This window comes from Ornithinimicrobium pulveris (assembly GCF_050261105.1).
Lineage (GTDB): Bacteria > Actinomycetota > Actinomycetes > Actinomycetales > Dermatophilaceae > Ornithinicoccus.
Window position 1 is genome coordinate 2,151,651 of record NZ_CP189837.1, and the last position, 15,285, is coordinate 2,166,935.

Consider the following 15,285-nt stretch of genomic DNA (forward strand, 5'->3'; position numbering starts at 1 on the left):
CGGTCGCGGCAGCGAATGACTACAGCAGGACCGTCGCGAACGTGCCGGTCTGGGTGAAGCCGACCCGCCGATAGGTGGCCACGGCCGGCGCGTTGAAGTCGTTGACGTAGAGGGAGACGACCGGCGCCACGTGCGCCATGGTGTGCTCCACCGCTGCGGCCATCGCGGGTGCGGCCAGCCCCTGGCCACGCCACGTCGGGTGCACCCAGACGCCCTGGACCTGGGCGACGCCCAGCGCCACCGATCCGAGGTCGGCCTTGAAGACGACCTCGCCGTCCTCGACACGCACCAGGGTGTGGCCGCGCCCGATCAGGCCCGCGACCCCGGCCCGGTATGCCGTGCCACTGCCCTGATAGGGCGGGTAGCCGATCTCCTCGGTGAACATGGCGGTCGCGGCGGGGACGACCAGATCCAGTTCTTCGGGACGCGCCGGGCGCACGGCGGGATCGAGGGCAGCCCCCAGTTCCGAGGGCCGCTGCGTCATGGTCATCACCAACTGGTTCGGCCGGATCTCCCGGGGCGGTCCCCACTGCCGGCCGATGCGGTCCCACAGCCCCATGACCTGGTCGACCGGGCCGAACACCGAGCTGGCCCAGGTGCGGCGCTTGATCACCTTGGTCGCGAGCGCTCCGAGGGCGCGGGGGCTGGCTCCGACCGGCACCACATTGGCCGCGCACCAGCACAGCGCGCGCTCCTCGCGCGCCTCATAGCTGAACAGCGGTCCCCGGTTGCCGGCGAGCCCGCTCTCCAGGATCCGGGCGGCGACGAAGACATTGGTGACGGGGTCTTCGGCGCAGATCTGCAGGGCTGCGTCGACGTCGGATTCCCCCAGGGCCCGGACACCTCCGCGAGTGCGCAACATTCGATAAGCCTGCCTTACGGCATCCTGGCTGTCGATCTGTCAGACTACGCGCACGGAACGTACGCAACGTCAACGTCCGGGCCAGTGCCGGTCCGCAGAGGCCCGGCAGCCCGAGAAAGAGCTGGAGACCGACGAGATGCAGACCAAGGCACTGACCGGACGTAGTCGCGATGAGGCGCTGACCGCGCTGCGGGACAGCGCGCGAGAGGGCGGCACACCGCTGGACGTCCTGGTGATCGGTGGCGGGGTCACCGGGGCCGGTGTCGCCCTGGATGCCACCACCCGCGGTCTGTCCACCGTCATCGTCGAGGCCCAGGACTGGGCGTCAGGCACCTCGCAGTGGTCGACCAAGCTGGTCCACGGCGGCCTGCGCTATCTGCAGATGCTGGACTTCAAACTCGTGCACGAGGCGCTGACCGAGCGGGGACTGCTGCTCAAGACGCTCGCGCCGCACCTGGTCAAGCCGATGCCTTTCCTGATCCCGCTGGAGCACCGGGTCTGGCAGCGGGCCTACTACGGCGCCGGCGTGACCCTCTACGACATCCTGGCCAACCTGATGCCGGGCCGGCGCGCGCTGCCGATCCACCAGCACGCCACGCGAGCCCGGCTGCACAAGGAGTTCCCCGACCTCAAGCACGAGACCGCGATCGGGGCGGTGAAGTACTGGGACGCCACGGTCGACGACGCCCGCCTGGTCGCCACCCTGGTGCGCACCGCGCACACCTACGGGGCGTATGCCGCTCCGCGCACCGAGGTCGTCCGGATCATCAAGGACGACCAGGAGCGCGCCGTCGGGGCGGTGCTCAAGGACCTGGAGACCGGCGAGGAGATCGAGGCCCGCGCCCGCCACATCATCAACTGCACCGGGGTGTGGACCGAGGACGTCTCCACCCTGGCCAACACCGATGGCGGTCTGCGGGTACTCGCGTCCAAGGGCATCCACCTCGTCATCCCCCGTGACCGGATCAAGGGCACCTCGGGCCTGTTCCTGCAGACCGAGAAGTCGGTGCTCTTCTTCATCCCCTGGTCGCGCTACTGGATCCTGGGGACCACGGACACCCCGTGGAAAGAGGACCGGCAGCACCCGGTCGCGACCGCGGCCGATATCGACTACGTCCTCGACCACGCCAATGCCGTGCTCACCACCACGCTCACCCGCGACGATGTGGTGGGCTGGTACGCCGGGCTGCGCCCGCTGCTGCAGCCGGGCACCAAGGAGGGGACCGACTCGGCCAAGGTCAGCCGCGAGCACACCGTGGCCTCCCCCGTACCGGGCCTGACCGTGATCGGTGGCGGCAAACTGACCACCTACCGGGTGATGGCCAAGGACGCCGTGGACTTCGCCCTCGGAGACCAGGCCAAGGATCTGCCCTCGATTACCCACGAGATCCCCCTGCTGGGCGCCGTGGGCGAGGCCGCCATGCGCCGCCGGATGCCGGCGCTGCGCGAACGTTTCGGCTGGACCGAGCAGCTCACCGACCACCTGCTGCACCGCTACGGCTCGCTCGTCGAGGAGCTGCTGGACCTGATCACCGAGGACGCCTCCCTCGCCGACCCGGTGGAGCACGCCCCGGCCTACCTGCGGGCCGAGATCGCCTACGCGTGCATCAGCGAAGGGGTGCTGCACCTCGAGGACATCATGATGCGACGCACCCGGATCATCTACGAGTACCCGGACAAGGGACTGGCCGCCGTCGAGGAGATCGCCGCGATCGCCGAGCAGTGGCTGGGCTGGGGCGAGGACCGGATGCGCGAAGAGATCGAGCAGTACACCGCCCGGGCCCGCGCCGAGGAAGAAGCGGCACTGGAGATCGACGACGCCGCTGCCGTGCGCGTCCGCGACCACCACGGGGAGGTCGCTCCGCTGAGTTCCATGGGTGGCTAGGTCAACCGCCTCACCCATGGCCCGTGACCGGGCATCCCGTCCGGTACACACCCCACAGAGAAGGGATTTGAGAAGTGGGAGAAGTATTCATTGCAGAGGTGGCCGGAACCGCCATGCTGCTGCTCCTGGGCGGTGGCGTGGTGGCCAACGCGATCCTGCCGAAGACCAAGGGCTTCGGTGGCGGTGGCGGCGGTGCCTGGCTGCTGATCAACTTCGGCTGGGGTCTTGCGGTCTTCGCCGGTGTGTATGTCGCGTTCAAGTCCGGTGCGCACCTGAACCCGGCGGTGACGATCGGTCTGTTCGCCAACGGCGCCTCCGACTTCGGTGGCGAAGCGGCCGTCCCGGCGACGTTCGTCAACATGCTGCTCTACATGGTGGCCCAGATGATCGGTGCCTTCATCGGCGCCGTCCTCACCTGGGTGGCCTACAAGAAGCACTTCGACGAAGAGGCCGACCCCGGCGTCAAGCTCGGCGTCTTCTCGACCGGTCCGGAGATCCGCAGCTACGGCTGGAACTTCGTCACCGAGGTCATCGCGACCTTCGTCCTGGTCTTCGTCGTCATCCACTTCGCCGGCAGCCCCTCGGGTCTTGGCCCGTTGGCCGTCGCCCTGCTGGTCGTCGGTATCGGTGCCAGCCTCGGTGGACCGACCGGCTACGCCATCAACCCGGCCCGTGACCTCGGCCCGCGCATCGCGCACGCCATCCTGCCGATCCCCGGCAAGGGTGGAAGCGACTGGGGCTACTCCTGGGTGCCCGTGGCCGGCCCGCTCGTCGGCGGTGTGCTCGCCGGTCTGCTGGCCATGGCGCTCATCTAAAGTCACCCAACCTCACCCCATACACAACCTTGTACAACGACGTGAAGGAGAAGCAGCATGGCTGACTACGTCCTCGCGATCGACCAGGGCACCACGAGCACCCGGGCGATCGTGTTCACCAAGAGTGGCGACATCTACTCGGTGGGCCAAAAGGAGCACGAGCAGATCTTCCCCAAGGCCGGCTGGGTCGAGCATGACCCCGCTGAGATCTGGGACAACACCCGTGAGGTCATCGGCCTTGCCCTGGGCAAGGGCAACCTGACGGGCCGCGACATCGCGGCGATCGGCATCACCAACCAGCGCGAGACTGCGGTGGTCTGGGACAAGAACACCGGCGAGGCGGTCTACAACGCCATCGTCTGGCAGGACACCCGGACCTCGCGGATCGTCGCCGAGCTGGGCGGCGATGAGGGTGCGGAGAAGTACAAGGACATCTGCGGCCTGCCGCTGGCGACCTACTTCTCCGGTCCCAAGATCAAGTGGATCCTCGACAATGTCGACGGCGCCCGGGAGAAGGCGGAGGCCGGCGACCTGGTCTTCGGCAACACCGACTCCTGGCTGGTCTGGAATCTCACCGGCGGCACCGACGGCGGCGTCCACGTCACGGACGTGACCAACGCCTCCCGGACGATGCTGATGGACCTCAAGACGCTGTCCTGGTCCGAGCAGGTGGCCTCCGACATGGGCATCCCGATGTCGATGCTGCCCGAGATCAAGTCCTCCTCGGAGGTCTACGGCGAGAGCGACAAGCTGCACGTCCCGATCTCCGGCATCCTCGGCGACCAGCAGGCGGCCACCTTCGGCCAGGCCTGCTTCGAGAAGGGCATGTCGAAGAACACCTACGGCACGGGCAACTTCATGCTGCTCAACACCGGGACCGAGATCGTGCCCAGCGAGAACGGTCTGCTCACCACCGTCTGCTACAAGATCGGTGACCAGGACGCGGTCTACGCCCTCGAGGGCTCGATCGCGGTCACCGGGTCGCTGGTGCAGTGGCTGCGGGACAACATCGGGCTGATCTCGGACGCCCCCGAGATCGAGGACCTGGCCAAGGAGGTCGACGACAACGGTGGCTGCTTCATCGTGCCGGCGTTCTCGGGCCTGTTCGCCCCGTACTGGAAGGACGACGCCCGCGGCGCGATCGTCGGTCTGACCCGCTACGTCAACAAGCACCACATCGCCCGTGCGGCGCTGGAGGCCACTGCCTTCCAGACCCGTGAGGTGCTGGATGCGATGAACGCCGACTCCGGTGTCGAGTTGTCCGAGCTGCGCGTCGACGGTGGCATGGTCGCCAATGAGACGCTGATGCAGTTCCAGGCCGACATCCTCGGGGTCGACGTGGTCCGTCCGAAGGTGGCCGAGACCACCGCGCTGGGCGCCGCCTACGCCGCCGGTATCGCCGTCGGCTTCTGGGAGGGCGAGCAGGACGTCATCGACAACTGGGAAGAGGGCCAGCGCTGGTCCCCGCAGATGGACGATGAGGAGCGCGAGCGCCTCTACCGCACCTGGAAGAAGGCTGTCACCCGCACCTTCGACTGGGTCGATGATGACATCGAGGCCGTCGAGAAGGCGGTCGCCGAGGAGGCTGAGGAAGAGGGTCCGCCCGCCTGATCCCCCGCCTCACCGTCGTCCCGCGCCGCGTCGCTCCCCTCGGGGGGCGGCGCGGTGCCCTGTATGGCGTCGCCCGGCTACTGCTCGAACCACTGGGGGTCGTCGGGGTCCGGCACGATGAGCTCGGGACGCTGCAGATCGGTGTTGTCCAGGATCCACGTGGGTGGTGCGGTGCGGGCCTGGAGCCGGTAGAGGCGTTGACCTTCCACATACCGGGCGTTGCTGGGATGCTCCGGGTCCTCGTCGCCGGGGACCCTCTGGGAGGGGAACCGCGCCTTTCCGCGCGGGACGGTGACCGACTCCGGTGCCGTGACCAGACAGGTCGCATCCCACTCCTGGCGCAGCTCTGGCCGGCGCAGGAAGATCCCCTCCACCAGGAGCACGGCGTCGTCCTCAACCTCGATCGGATCAGGGTGGATCGCACGGTCGGCAGCAACGTCGCGCACCGCAGGAACAATCTCCAGGCCCCGGCGGAACGGTCGCAGCACCTTGGCCCGCAGCGCGTCGTAGTCGTAGGAGTCCGCATAGAACGTCTCCCCCGTGCGCCCTCGGGCGTAGCGCACCGCCCTGGGCTGGTGGAAGCCGTCGACGGAGACGGCGTGCACCGACCGACCCGAGACATGCTCTGACAGCGCGAGCAGCTCAGCCACCAACCGCGTCTTTCCGACCCCGTCAGGGCCATCGACCGCGACCAATGCGCGCTCCCCCGGTCGGGTGGCAAGGATCATCCCCAGGAGGTCGACGAGGACGAGCTGACGCACGGGGAGGAAGCCGGGTGACTGCATACCGACGAGGGTACGACCGCGCGCCTTCGTCTACGCCGAGGCGTTCCACTCCAGGTAGACACCGTTGTCGAGCAGCACCGCCCACGCCGGCGCGGGGCGCTCGGCGAAGCCGTAGCTGCGGTAGAGGCTGAGCGCGCGGGTGTTGTCGTCCCCGACATCGAGCCAGACGGCGCGGACGGACGGTCGCGCCCGCGCGTGCTCGAGCAGGTGCCGCAGCAGGACCTGACCCAGGCCCTGGCCACGGCCGGCGGGGACGACGGCCATCCGTCGGAGTTCGACGAACCCGGCCTCCCCGATGTCGGCGAGGATGCCGTACGCGACGACCCGGTCGAGGCGGTCGACGAGCACCCAGTGCTCCATGGCTGGGTCCTCGATGACGTGCTCGTGCCACGCGGCACCGCCCTGGCCGATGAAGCGGCGGGTCTCCGACCCCTCCTCGATCGCCACGATGGCGGGCAGGTCACCGACGCGGGTGGGGCGAAGGTAGGAGCCGATGACCACGCGTCCGCGACCGCGGGCCGACGGACGAGGCCGGTGGGCGTAGCGGTTCTCCGCGGGCCGGGGGCTGGAGATCACGAGCAGGTGCAGAGCATCCCCGGAGTCGTTGCGGATCTGGTGACGCACGCCGGGCGGGATCTCCAGGCCCTCGTCCGCCTCGACCTGCACGGTGCGCGGGCCGATCCGCACCGTCGCGGTGCCGGAGAGCACGCGGACGAACTGTCGGGAGCGCGGGTGGCTGTGGGTGCGCGCGGCGGTGCCAGCCGGGATGCGCTGCTGCTCGACGCTGAGGTCGGCACGGTCCAGCAGGTGCCAGGTGGAGCAGACCTCGTCCCAGGTGGACTCCCGCACGGTGCGGGTGCTGACCGGCTCAGGCAGGGCGCTCATGGGCCATTCTTGCGCACGCCCGAGCAGGCTCAGCCGACGGTGACCTTCGGCGCGCCGGTCTCACCATCGACGGGCTCGCCCATCTCCTCAGCGATCCGCATGGCCTCTTCGATCAGGGTCTCCACGATCTGGGACTCGGGCACGGTCTTGATCACCTCGCCCTTGACGAAGATCTGGCCCTTGCCGTTGCCCGAGGCGACGCCGAGGTCGGCCTCCCGGGCTTCCCCAGGTCCGTTGACGACGCAGCCCATGACGGCCACGCGCAGCGGCACCTCAAGCCCTTCCAGCCCGGCGGTGACCTCATCGGCCAGGGTGTAGACGTCGACCTGGGCGCGCCCGCAGGACGGGCACGACACGATCTCCAGCTTGCGCGGCTTGAGGTTGAGGCTTTGCAGGATCTGGTTGCCGACCTTGACCTCCTCCACCGGAGGGGCGGACAGGGAGACCCGGATGGTGTCCCCGATGCCCTTGGACAGCAGCGCGCCGAAGGCCACCGACGACTTGATCGTGCCCTGGAAAGCCGGTCCGGCCTCGGTCACGCCCAGGTGCAACGGCCAGTCGCCCCGCTCGGAGAGCAGCTCGTAGGCGCGCACCATCACGACCGGGTCGTTGTGCTTGACCGAGATCTTGAAGTCGTGGAAGTCGTGCTCCTCGAACAGGCTCGCCTCCCAGACAGCGGACTCGACCAGCGCCTCAGCCGTGGGCTTGCCGTACTTCTCCAGCAGCCGCTTGTCCAGGGAGCCGGCGTTGACGCCGATCCGGATCGAGACGCCGGCATCCTTGGCGGCCTTGGCAATCTCGCCCACCCGGTCGTCGAACTTCTTGATGTTGCCGGGGTTGACGCGGACCGCCGCGCAGCCAGCGTCGATGGCCGCGAAGACGTACTTCGGCTGGAAGTGGATGTCCGCGATCACCGGGATCTGAGACTTCTGCGCGATAGCCGGCAGGGCGTCCGCGTCGTCCTGGGTCGGGCAGGCGACCCGGACGATGTCGCAACCGGTCGCGGTCAGCTCGGCGATCTGCTGGAGGGTGGCGTTGATGTCCGTCGTCGGGGTGGTGGTCATCGACTGCACCGAGATCGGGGCGTCACCGCCGACCTCGACCTTGCCGACCTTGATCTTGCGGGTCGTGCGGCGGGGTGCCAGCACAGGGGCGGGAGCAGCGGGCATACCGAGCGAGATGGGGACACCAGAGGTCATGTCGCCATTGTCGCACCTGGCGCTGGCAGACTCCTGAAGAGCGGGTGGCGATGACGTCAGGGGTGGCGACTACGTCAGCCGAATCGGCTTGACGATGTCGGCGTAGATCAGCAGCACCGTCATCCCCAGCAGACCGATCGCCACGGCATACGCGATCGGCAGCGCCTTGGCGGTGTCGACCGGGCCTGGCGCCGGGAGACCGCGCACCCTGGCCCAGGCCTTCTTCACGGCCTCCCAGAGCGCCCCCGCGATGTGACCGCCGTCCAACGGCAGCAGCGGGATCAGGTTGAAGACGAACAGCGCCATGTTCAACGAGGCGAGCAGGGACACGACCAACCACAGCTTGTCGCCGGTGGACTCGACCACGCCTGCGATCCCGTCCTGCGCCACGTCACCAGCCACCCGGCCCACGCCGACCACCGACATCGGGCCCTCGGCGTCCCGCTCCTGGCTGCCGAAGGCGGCCTGCCCGACGTCCACCAGACGTTGCGGGAGGGTCAGCACGACCCGCGCGGTCCCGGTGAACATGTCGCCCACCACCGGCGGGACAGCAGACAACGGCTGCTTCTCGAAGACGAAGGTCGGGCTGGCCCCGAGGAAGCCGACCTGCCCCATCACCGGCTGCCCCTGTGCGTCCAGCTCATAGTTGCCGTCGGCGGTCATGAGCGGGCGCTCCCGCATCACCAGGTCGGCGGTCAGCGTCTCCCGCTGGCCATCGCGCTCGATCTCGAAGGTCGCCTGCTCGCCCGCGCGCTGGATGGCATACGTGGTCTGGGGCCAAGTGGTGACCGGCTGACCGTCGACGGACAGGATCCGGTCGCCCTCCTGCAGTCCGGCCGCGAGGGCCGGCGAGGGGTCCTGCCCCTCGCAGTCGGTGCTCGCCACATCGCTCGGCGCGCACTGGGACACCTGGGAGACGACGGGTTGGAACTGCCCCACGCCGTGGGCGGTGAGCACGATGCCCATGATGATCGCGGCGAGCGCCAGGTTCATCAGCGGGCCACCGGCCATGATGATGATCCGCTTCCAGACCGGGAGCTTGTAGAACACGCGGTCCTCGTCGCCGGGCTGGATCTCCTCCAGGCTGTCCTGGCGGGCCTGCTCGATCATCTGGTGGAAGGGGTTGGAGGTGGCGCGGCGCAGCAGCCCACCGTCCTCGGCCCGTGGCGGGAACATCCCGACCATCCGGACGTACCCACCCAACGGGATCGCCTTGATGCCGTACTCGGTCTCGCCGCGACGCGCAGACCAGATCGTGGGGCCGAAGCCGACCATGTACTGGGTGACCTTGACCTTGAACACCTTCGCCGGCACCAGGTGGCCGATCTCGTGCAGGCCGATGGCCACAGCGATCCCGATGACGACGATGAGGACGCCGAGCAGGAACATCATCGGGCGGTCTCCTCGGCGGTGTCGGTGGGCAGCTCCAGCACCCGGGCTGCGGTCGTGCGGGCCCAGGCGTCAGCGGCGAGCACCTGGTCCACGTCCAGATCAACCGCTGAGCCGCCGATTCCGTTCCCGGTCCGACCCACGTGCTCCTCCACCACGGCAGCGACGGTGTCCACGATCGCGGTGAACGGGATCCGTCCCGCGTGGAAGGCCGCCACGCAGACCTCGTTGGCGGCGTTGTAAACCGCCGGGTAGGTGCCACCCTCCCGGCCGACCTGTTCGGCCAGGCGCACGGCCGGGAAGGCCTCGTCGTCCAGGGGGTAGAACTCCCAGGTGGCTGCCTGGGACCAGTCGCAGGGCGCGGCCACGTCGACGAGTCGCTCGGGCCACGACATACCCAGGGCGATGGGGATGTGCATGGTCGGCGGCGAGGCCTGCAGGATCGTGGACCCGTCGTGGAACTCGACCATCGAGTGCACGACCGACTGCGGGTGGACGACGACCGCCAGGTCGTCGAAGGGGACGTCGAAGAGCAGGTGCGCCTCGATCAGCTCCAGCCCCTTGTTGACCAGGGTGGCGCTGTTGGTGGTCACGACGAGCCCCATGTCCCAGGTCGGGTGCGCGAGCGCGTCGGCCGGGGTGACGTCAGCCAGCTCCTCGCGCGTCCGACCGCGGAACGGCCCACCGCTGGCCGTGAGCACCAGGCGCCGCACCTCCTCGCGGCGGCCGCCTCGCAGGCTCTGCGCGATCGCGCTGTGCTCGGAGTCCACCGGCACGATCTGGTCCGGCCCCGCCGCCGCCTTGACGATCGGGCCACCCACGATGAGGGACTCCTTGTTGGCGAGCGCGAGGGTGCTGCCAGCGGCGAGCGCGGCCAGCGTGGGCCGCAGCCCGATGCTGCCGGTGATCCCGTTGAGCACGACGTCGGCGCCACTCCCGGCGACCTGGGTCGAGGCCTCCTGCCCGAGCACGATCTCCGGCCCGTATGCCGTGTGCCCCGCTTCTCGCGCGGCCTCGGCCAGGGCGTCGGCCAGCTCGGCCCGCACAGACTCCCCGTCGCGGGCCACCGCGACCTGCCCGACCTGGAGCTCGACAGCCTGCTGCGCGAGCAGGCGCAGGTCCGAGCCACCTGCGCTGAGCGCGAGCACGCGGAACCGGTCCGGGTTGGCGCGGATCACCTCGATGGCCTGGGTGCCGATCGAGCCGGTGGAACCGAGCAGGGTGACGGTGCGGGTGCTCACCGGCACAGGCTACCGAGGTGGTCCTGGATCTCCCGCACGCTCACGGGGCGGTAGGCGGTCGGTGGTGCTCCTGCGGTGCGGTGCGCGAGGAAACATCCGCCTGGGCCTAGCGCAAGCAGGGTGCTGGGCGTTGCTGGTCCGGGGTGGGCAGCGGGGTCATCGTCCTCGTCCGGGTGGATCACCATGGTCTCGACCAAGACGGTCGGCCGATCCAGGAGGTCGGGCAGGGACTCCGCACCGGCTGGGCCGAGCACCCGGTCCGGGCCACCGGCGTCACTCGCATCCCGCACATCAGGTGGGAGGACGACATCGACCAGCGCCCCGGCCGCCTCGCCCGGATCCAGCAGCAGGTCGAGCGCAACCAGGCCCTCGTCGGTGAGGTCCTGCACCACGGCGGCGAGGTCGCACAGGTGCAGGGCCCGGGTGCTGTGGCGCTCGGGCACATCCCGCTCCTCGATGGCGCCCACGATCCGCTCGACCACGACCACCGAGGTCGCAAGCGCCATCACGTCCAGGAGGGTGGTGAGCACCTGCCCGCTCCGGGTGTCCTGAGGGACCAGCCCGTCCGCACCCAGCAGGCCCCGAGCCTGTAACGAGGAGCGGGCCTGGGCGTGCGCGGCCCGCGCCGCCTCGTCCACCGCCGCGGACGCGCGCGCATCCGTCGGAATCGGTGGCGTGGTGGGCGGGCTCGTCGCGTGTTCCAGTTCGCCAGCCTCGAGGAGCGTCCCGATGCGGTGGGCCTCCGTCAGGATCGCGAGCTCGAGCAGGGTGAGGACGACGATGGGTGCGACGCCGGGTCGAGGACGCGTCTCGTGGGTCTGAGTCATGGGGTCACGCTCCGGAGCTCGGACACGTCCGGGAGCGTGGGCAGGGTCGGCAGCCGGAAGCCGGGCGCTGTGAAGGTGGGCGGCGAGCCGGGCAGCACCCACGGCACGGCCACCCAGATCGGCAGACGTCGCCCTCCACCGATGGGGACGTCCGGCAGGCGGATCGGCTCACCCAGCGGCGGTATCGGCAGCCGGCGAATCTCGCTACCCAGCCGCCGTAACGAGGACGACACCCGGGCCCGCACGATCGGGACGGCCTTGGCCGTGCGCGCGTACAGCACCCCGACTTCGGTCCCCGCCGCCACCGGGTCACTCAGCGCACGGACGATCCTGATCTCGCGCTCGAACCGGTCCCGGTTGTCGTAGACCCAGTTGCCCAGGGACCACATGTTGTAGGCGGACACGGTGACGGCCCCGTAGACGCCGGCTACCGGGAGCAGGGGTGCGGCGGCCAGTGCCGGCACCCCGATCACGGCCAGCATCGCCAAGGATTGCGTCACCTCGCCACGCCTGCCCTCATAGCCGCCCTTGGTCCGGGTGTCCTGGAAAGCTGACCACCACGTGGCGATTAGGCCCACCGGGCCGAGGGCCCGCGCACCCAGGCGGGCCGCCGGCCGAGCCTTCCTCGGCACCCAGTCGGGCGCGGTGGTCGTGGTGAGCGAGCGCAGCCGCGCATCGAGCACGCCACGGGCCTGGCGCCATCGGGCGTGGTCGCGCGCTCGGCGGGCTCGGTTGGCGGACCGGACCGCGGTGCCGACGCTCCAGATTCCCTGCCCCCACTTCTTGGCCCCCATCGACTTCAGCCCCAGGTGGACGAGCATCTCCACGGTCGACCAGCCCCGCAGGACTGGCGCCCAGATCTCCTGCACCTGGCCAGCGGTGCGGCGTTGGACGGTCTCGAACTGTGCCTGGGCCTCCTCGATCCCGGCCCGGCCGCTGGCGATGACCCGTTCCAGCTCGGCCAGCCGAGCCCGCCAGGCCTCCAGGAGCAGCGGTTCCGGTGGCGGGCCCAGGCCATGCAGGCCAGCCAGCTCCCGAAGGGCGTCCTCGACCGCACGGCTGTGGGCACGCACCCGGTGGGCGGCATCGTCGGCGATGTCGGCACACCGCTCCAGCCCAACCGCCGCTTCTTCTGTCGGGGAGCAGGCGAGCGTGATGAGGGTGGCCAGCGCCCGGACGCGAGCCTGCTGCTCCAGGGCGGCCAGCCCGCTCCAGTCCGGCGTGCTGGTGCCCAAGACCTGCAGGTCCGCGACGGTGCTGGACAGTTCCGCACCGGTCTGGCGGAGCAAGCGCGCTGCGCGGCGCAGCTCATCCGGCGAGCAGGCCAGCACGGTCGCCCTGCTGGCGGAGCTCACGGCCGACCACCCCTCGCCGCGGGGTGGATGCTGCCCCACACGGTGGCCAGCTCAGCCTCCACCCGCGCATAGTCCGCCGCCGCCGCTGCGGTCGCGCGAGACAGTGAGAGACCTGCGCCCACGACCTCCTCCAGCGCCCCGGCGCAGGACCGACCCAGACTGCGGGCCGCCCCGTCGAGATCACCACCGCCCGCGCCCCCGGCCGCCAGCAGCCAGGCCCGGGACAACAGTCCACCGCTCGCCTCCACCTGCCCGATGACCCGCTCGAGCGCGGCCGAGACCAGCGCGACCCGCTCGGGATGCACGTGCACGACATACCCCATCGTGTTCTCCTCCCCTGCCGGCGGATGCCGCTCACCCGCCTGCCACGAGAGTAGGAGAAAGCACCGACACCACCCCGGGATTGTCCACAGGCACGGGTATCAACCCCCGAGGTGGCCGCGGACCATCAGGAGCGCAGAATCCCCTCCAGCGCGTCCAGCACGCTGCGATCCTCGATGGTCGACGGCACGGTCGCCTCCTGCCCGTCGGCGATCTGGCGCATCGTGCGGCGCAGGATCTTGCCGGAACGGGTCTTGGGCAGGGCGTCCACGATGTCGACCCGGCGCAGCGCGGCAACCGCACCGACCTCGTCGCGCACCCGCTTGACCAAAGCGGCGCGCAGATCCTCGCCCGCCTCGCCGTCGGCATCGATCCCAGACTTGAGCACCACCAGTGCCCTGGGCACCTGACCCTTCAGCTCGTCGTGCACCCCGATCACCGCGCACTCGGCGACCGCCGGATGGCCCGCGAGCGCCTCCTCCAGAGAGCCCGTGGAGAGCCGATGACCGGCGACGTTCAACACATCGTCGGTGCGGCCCATCACATAGACGTAGCCGTCCTCGTCCAGATAGCCGCCGTCGCCGGTGAGGTAGTAGCCCTCGAAGGCGGACAGATAGGAGGAGACGTAGCGGTCGTCGTCCTGCCACAGCGTGGGCAGCGTCCCCGGCGGCATCGGCAGCGCCAGGCAGATCGCGCCCTCGGTGCCCGCCGGCACCGGCTCGCCACGTTCGTCCAGGACCTGTACGTCATAGCCCGCCGTCGCCGGCCCGGGGCTGCCAGGGCGGATGTCGAAGAGCGCACCCTCGCCCGCCCAGCCCACCGGGTTGATCGCGATCGGCCAGCCCGTCTCGGTCTGCCACCAGTTGTCGATCACCGGCACCCCGAGGTGCTCGGTCGCCCAGCGCCAGGTCTCCGGATCCAATCGCTCACCGGCCAGGAAGAGGGCCCGCAACGACGACAGGTCATGCTGGCCGATCAACTTTCCCTGCGGGTCCTGCTTGGTGATCGCCCGGATGGCCGTCGGGGCGGTGAAGGCGGAGACCACCCCGTGCTCGGCAATCATTCGCCAGTAGACGCCAGCATCGGGCGTCCCGATCGGCTTGCCCTCGAAGAGCACCGTGGTGGCCCCGGTGAGCAGCGGCGCATAGACGATGTAGGAGTGCCCGACCACCCAGCCCACGTCGGACCCGCACAGCCAGGTCTCCCCCGGCTGCACGCCATACAGGGCGGACATGGACCACCGGAGGGCGACGGCGTAGCCGCCACTGTCGCGGACGATCCCCTTCGGCCTGCCCGTCGTGCCAGAGGTGTAGAGCACGTAGAGCGGGTCGGTCGACTCGACGGGCACACAGGCGGCCGGGGCGACCGCGTCCGGATGCATGACCTGCTTCCAGTCCAGGTCCCGCTCCCCCATCGCCGCAGTGAGTTGCTCGCGCTGCAGGATGACGCAGTGCTCGGGCTTGTGGGCGGACCGTTCGATCGCCGCGTCCAGCATCGGCTTGTACGGGACCACCCGCGTCGGCTCGATCCCGCAACTCGCCGAGACCACCACCTTGGGCTGCGCGTCCTCGATCCGGGCCGCGAGCTCAGCCGGGGCGAACCCGCCGAAGACGACCGAGTGCACCGCCCCGATGCGGGCGCAGCCGAGCATCGCGATCACCGCCTCGGGGACCATCGGCAGGTAGATGACCACACGGTCGCCCTTGGTCACCCCTAGATCCCGCAGGACGCCGGCGAAGCGGGCGACGAGGTCGAGCAGCTGGGCATAGGTGTAGGTGCGGGTCGTCCCGGTGACCGGGCTGTCGTAGATCAGCGCGGTCTGGTCCGCACGGCCGTGGACCACGTGCCGGTCCAGCGCGTTGTAGCAGACGTTGAGCCGTCCGCCGGTGAACCACCGGTAGAAGGGCGGGGTGGAGCGGTCCAGCACCTGGGTCGGCCGGGTGATCCAGTCCACCTGCTCGGCTGCCTCACCCCAGAAGGTGTCCGGATCGGCGAGGCTCTCGGCGACCCGTTCGCGGTAGCTGCTCTGCGACCCTGGGTTGGTGCTCATGGCCCCAGTCAACACCCGGTCGAGTGCCTACGTCAGGCCGGGCGTCGCCCGCCCTGGTTA

13 protein-coding genes are annotated in these 15,285 nt (G+C 69.9%); 3 read left to right on the top strand and 10 right to left on the bottom strand.

The features are described 5' to 3' along the window. Positions 1-19: 19 nt before the first annotated feature. Entirely contained in the window at positions 20-862 is an 843-nt protein-coding gene (locus tag ACQBAT_RS10010) for a GNAT family N-acetyltransferase (protein ID WP_420746488.1), read from the bottom strand. A gap of 136 nt (positions 863-998) precedes the next feature. Here ACQBAT_RS10010 and ACQBAT_RS10015 point away from each other — a divergent pair, with 136 nt between their 5' ends. From ACQBAT_RS10015 to glpK, 3 genes are all read left to right on the top strand, one after another. After that, positions 999-2,747, top strand: a complete 1,749-nt coding sequence (locus ACQBAT_RS10015) for a glycerol-3-phosphate dehydrogenase/oxidase (RefSeq protein ID WP_420746489.1) — start codon at positions 999-1,001, stop codon at positions 2,745-2,747. Positions 2,748-2,860: 113 nt separating this feature from the next. Next, a complete protein-coding gene (locus ACQBAT_RS10020) occupies positions 2,861-3,562 on the top strand; it encodes an MIP/aquaporin family protein (protein WP_420746620.1) in 702 nt (233 codons plus the stop codon). A 57-nt stretch (positions 3,563-3,619) separates the two neighbouring features. Then, positions 3,620-5,173 carry a glycerol kinase GlpK gene (gene glpK / locus ACQBAT_RS10025; RefSeq protein ID WP_420746490.1) on the top strand — a complete coding sequence of 518 codons (1,554 nt, stop codon included), beginning with the start codon at positions 3,620-3,622 and terminating at the stop codon, positions 5,171-5,173. A gap of 77 nt (positions 5,174-5,250) precedes the next feature. Here glpK and ACQBAT_RS10030 read toward each other — a convergent pair whose 3' ends face one another. The 9 genes from ACQBAT_RS10030 to ACQBAT_RS10070 form a co-directional block, all read right to left on the bottom strand. Next, a complete protein-coding gene (locus tag ACQBAT_RS10030; RefSeq protein WP_420746491.1) occupies positions 5,251-5,958 on the bottom strand; it encodes a uridine kinase in 708 nt (235 codons plus the stop codon). Between the two features lie 30 nt (positions 5,959-5,988). Beyond that, complete coding sequence (locus ACQBAT_RS10035; protein WP_420746492.1) at positions 5,989-6,843, bottom strand: GNAT family N-acetyltransferase; 855 nt, start codon at positions 6,841-6,843, stop codon at positions 5,989-5,991. 29 nt (positions 6,844-6,872) lie between these two features. Beyond that, on the bottom strand, positions 6,873-8,042 hold the full coding sequence (gene ispG, locus ACQBAT_RS10040; RefSeq protein WP_420746493.1) for a flavodoxin-dependent (E)-4-hydroxy-3-methylbut-2-enyl-diphosphate synthase: 1,170 nt from the start codon (positions 8,040-8,042) through the stop codon (positions 6,873-6,875). Positions 8,043-8,111: 69 nt separating this feature from the next. Then, positions 8,112-9,434, bottom strand: coding sequence for a M50 family metallopeptidase (locus tag ACQBAT_RS10045; RefSeq protein ID WP_420746494.1), 1,323 nt, complete (start codon positions 9,432-9,434; stop codon positions 8,112-8,114). Continuing rightward, complete coding sequence (gene dxr, locus ACQBAT_RS10050) at positions 9,431-10,672, bottom strand: 1-deoxy-D-xylulose-5-phosphate reductoisomerase (RefSeq protein ID WP_420746495.1); 1,242 nt, start codon at positions 10,670-10,672, stop codon at positions 9,431-9,433. The genes ACQBAT_RS10045 and dxr overlap by 4 nt, the downstream gene beginning before the upstream one ends. Further along, positions 10,669-11,499 (bottom strand): hypothetical protein, encoded by an 831-nt coding sequence (locus ACQBAT_RS10055; protein ID WP_420746496.1) that lies wholly within the window; start codon positions 11,497-11,499, stop codon positions 10,669-10,671. Before ACQBAT_RS10055 ends, dxr begins: the two co-directional genes overlap by 4 nt. Continuing rightward, positions 11,496-12,854, bottom strand: a complete 1,359-nt coding sequence (locus ACQBAT_RS10060) for a hypothetical protein (protein ID WP_420746497.1) — start codon at positions 12,852-12,854, stop codon at positions 11,496-11,498. Before ACQBAT_RS10060 ends, ACQBAT_RS10055 begins: the two co-directional genes overlap by 4 nt. Further along, a complete protein-coding gene (locus tag ACQBAT_RS10065) occupies positions 12,851-13,177 on the bottom strand; it encodes a hypothetical protein (protein ID WP_420746498.1) in 327 nt (108 codons plus the stop codon). Before ACQBAT_RS10065 ends, ACQBAT_RS10060 begins: the two co-directional genes overlap by 4 nt. Positions 13,178-13,302: 125 nt before the next feature. Further along, positions 13,303-15,225: a propionyl-CoA synthetase gene (locus tag ACQBAT_RS10070; protein ID WP_420746499.1), complete on the bottom strand. Its 1,923-nt coding sequence runs from the start codon at positions 15,223-15,225 to the stop codon at positions 13,303-13,305. Positions 15,226-15,285 lie beyond the last annotated feature (60 nt).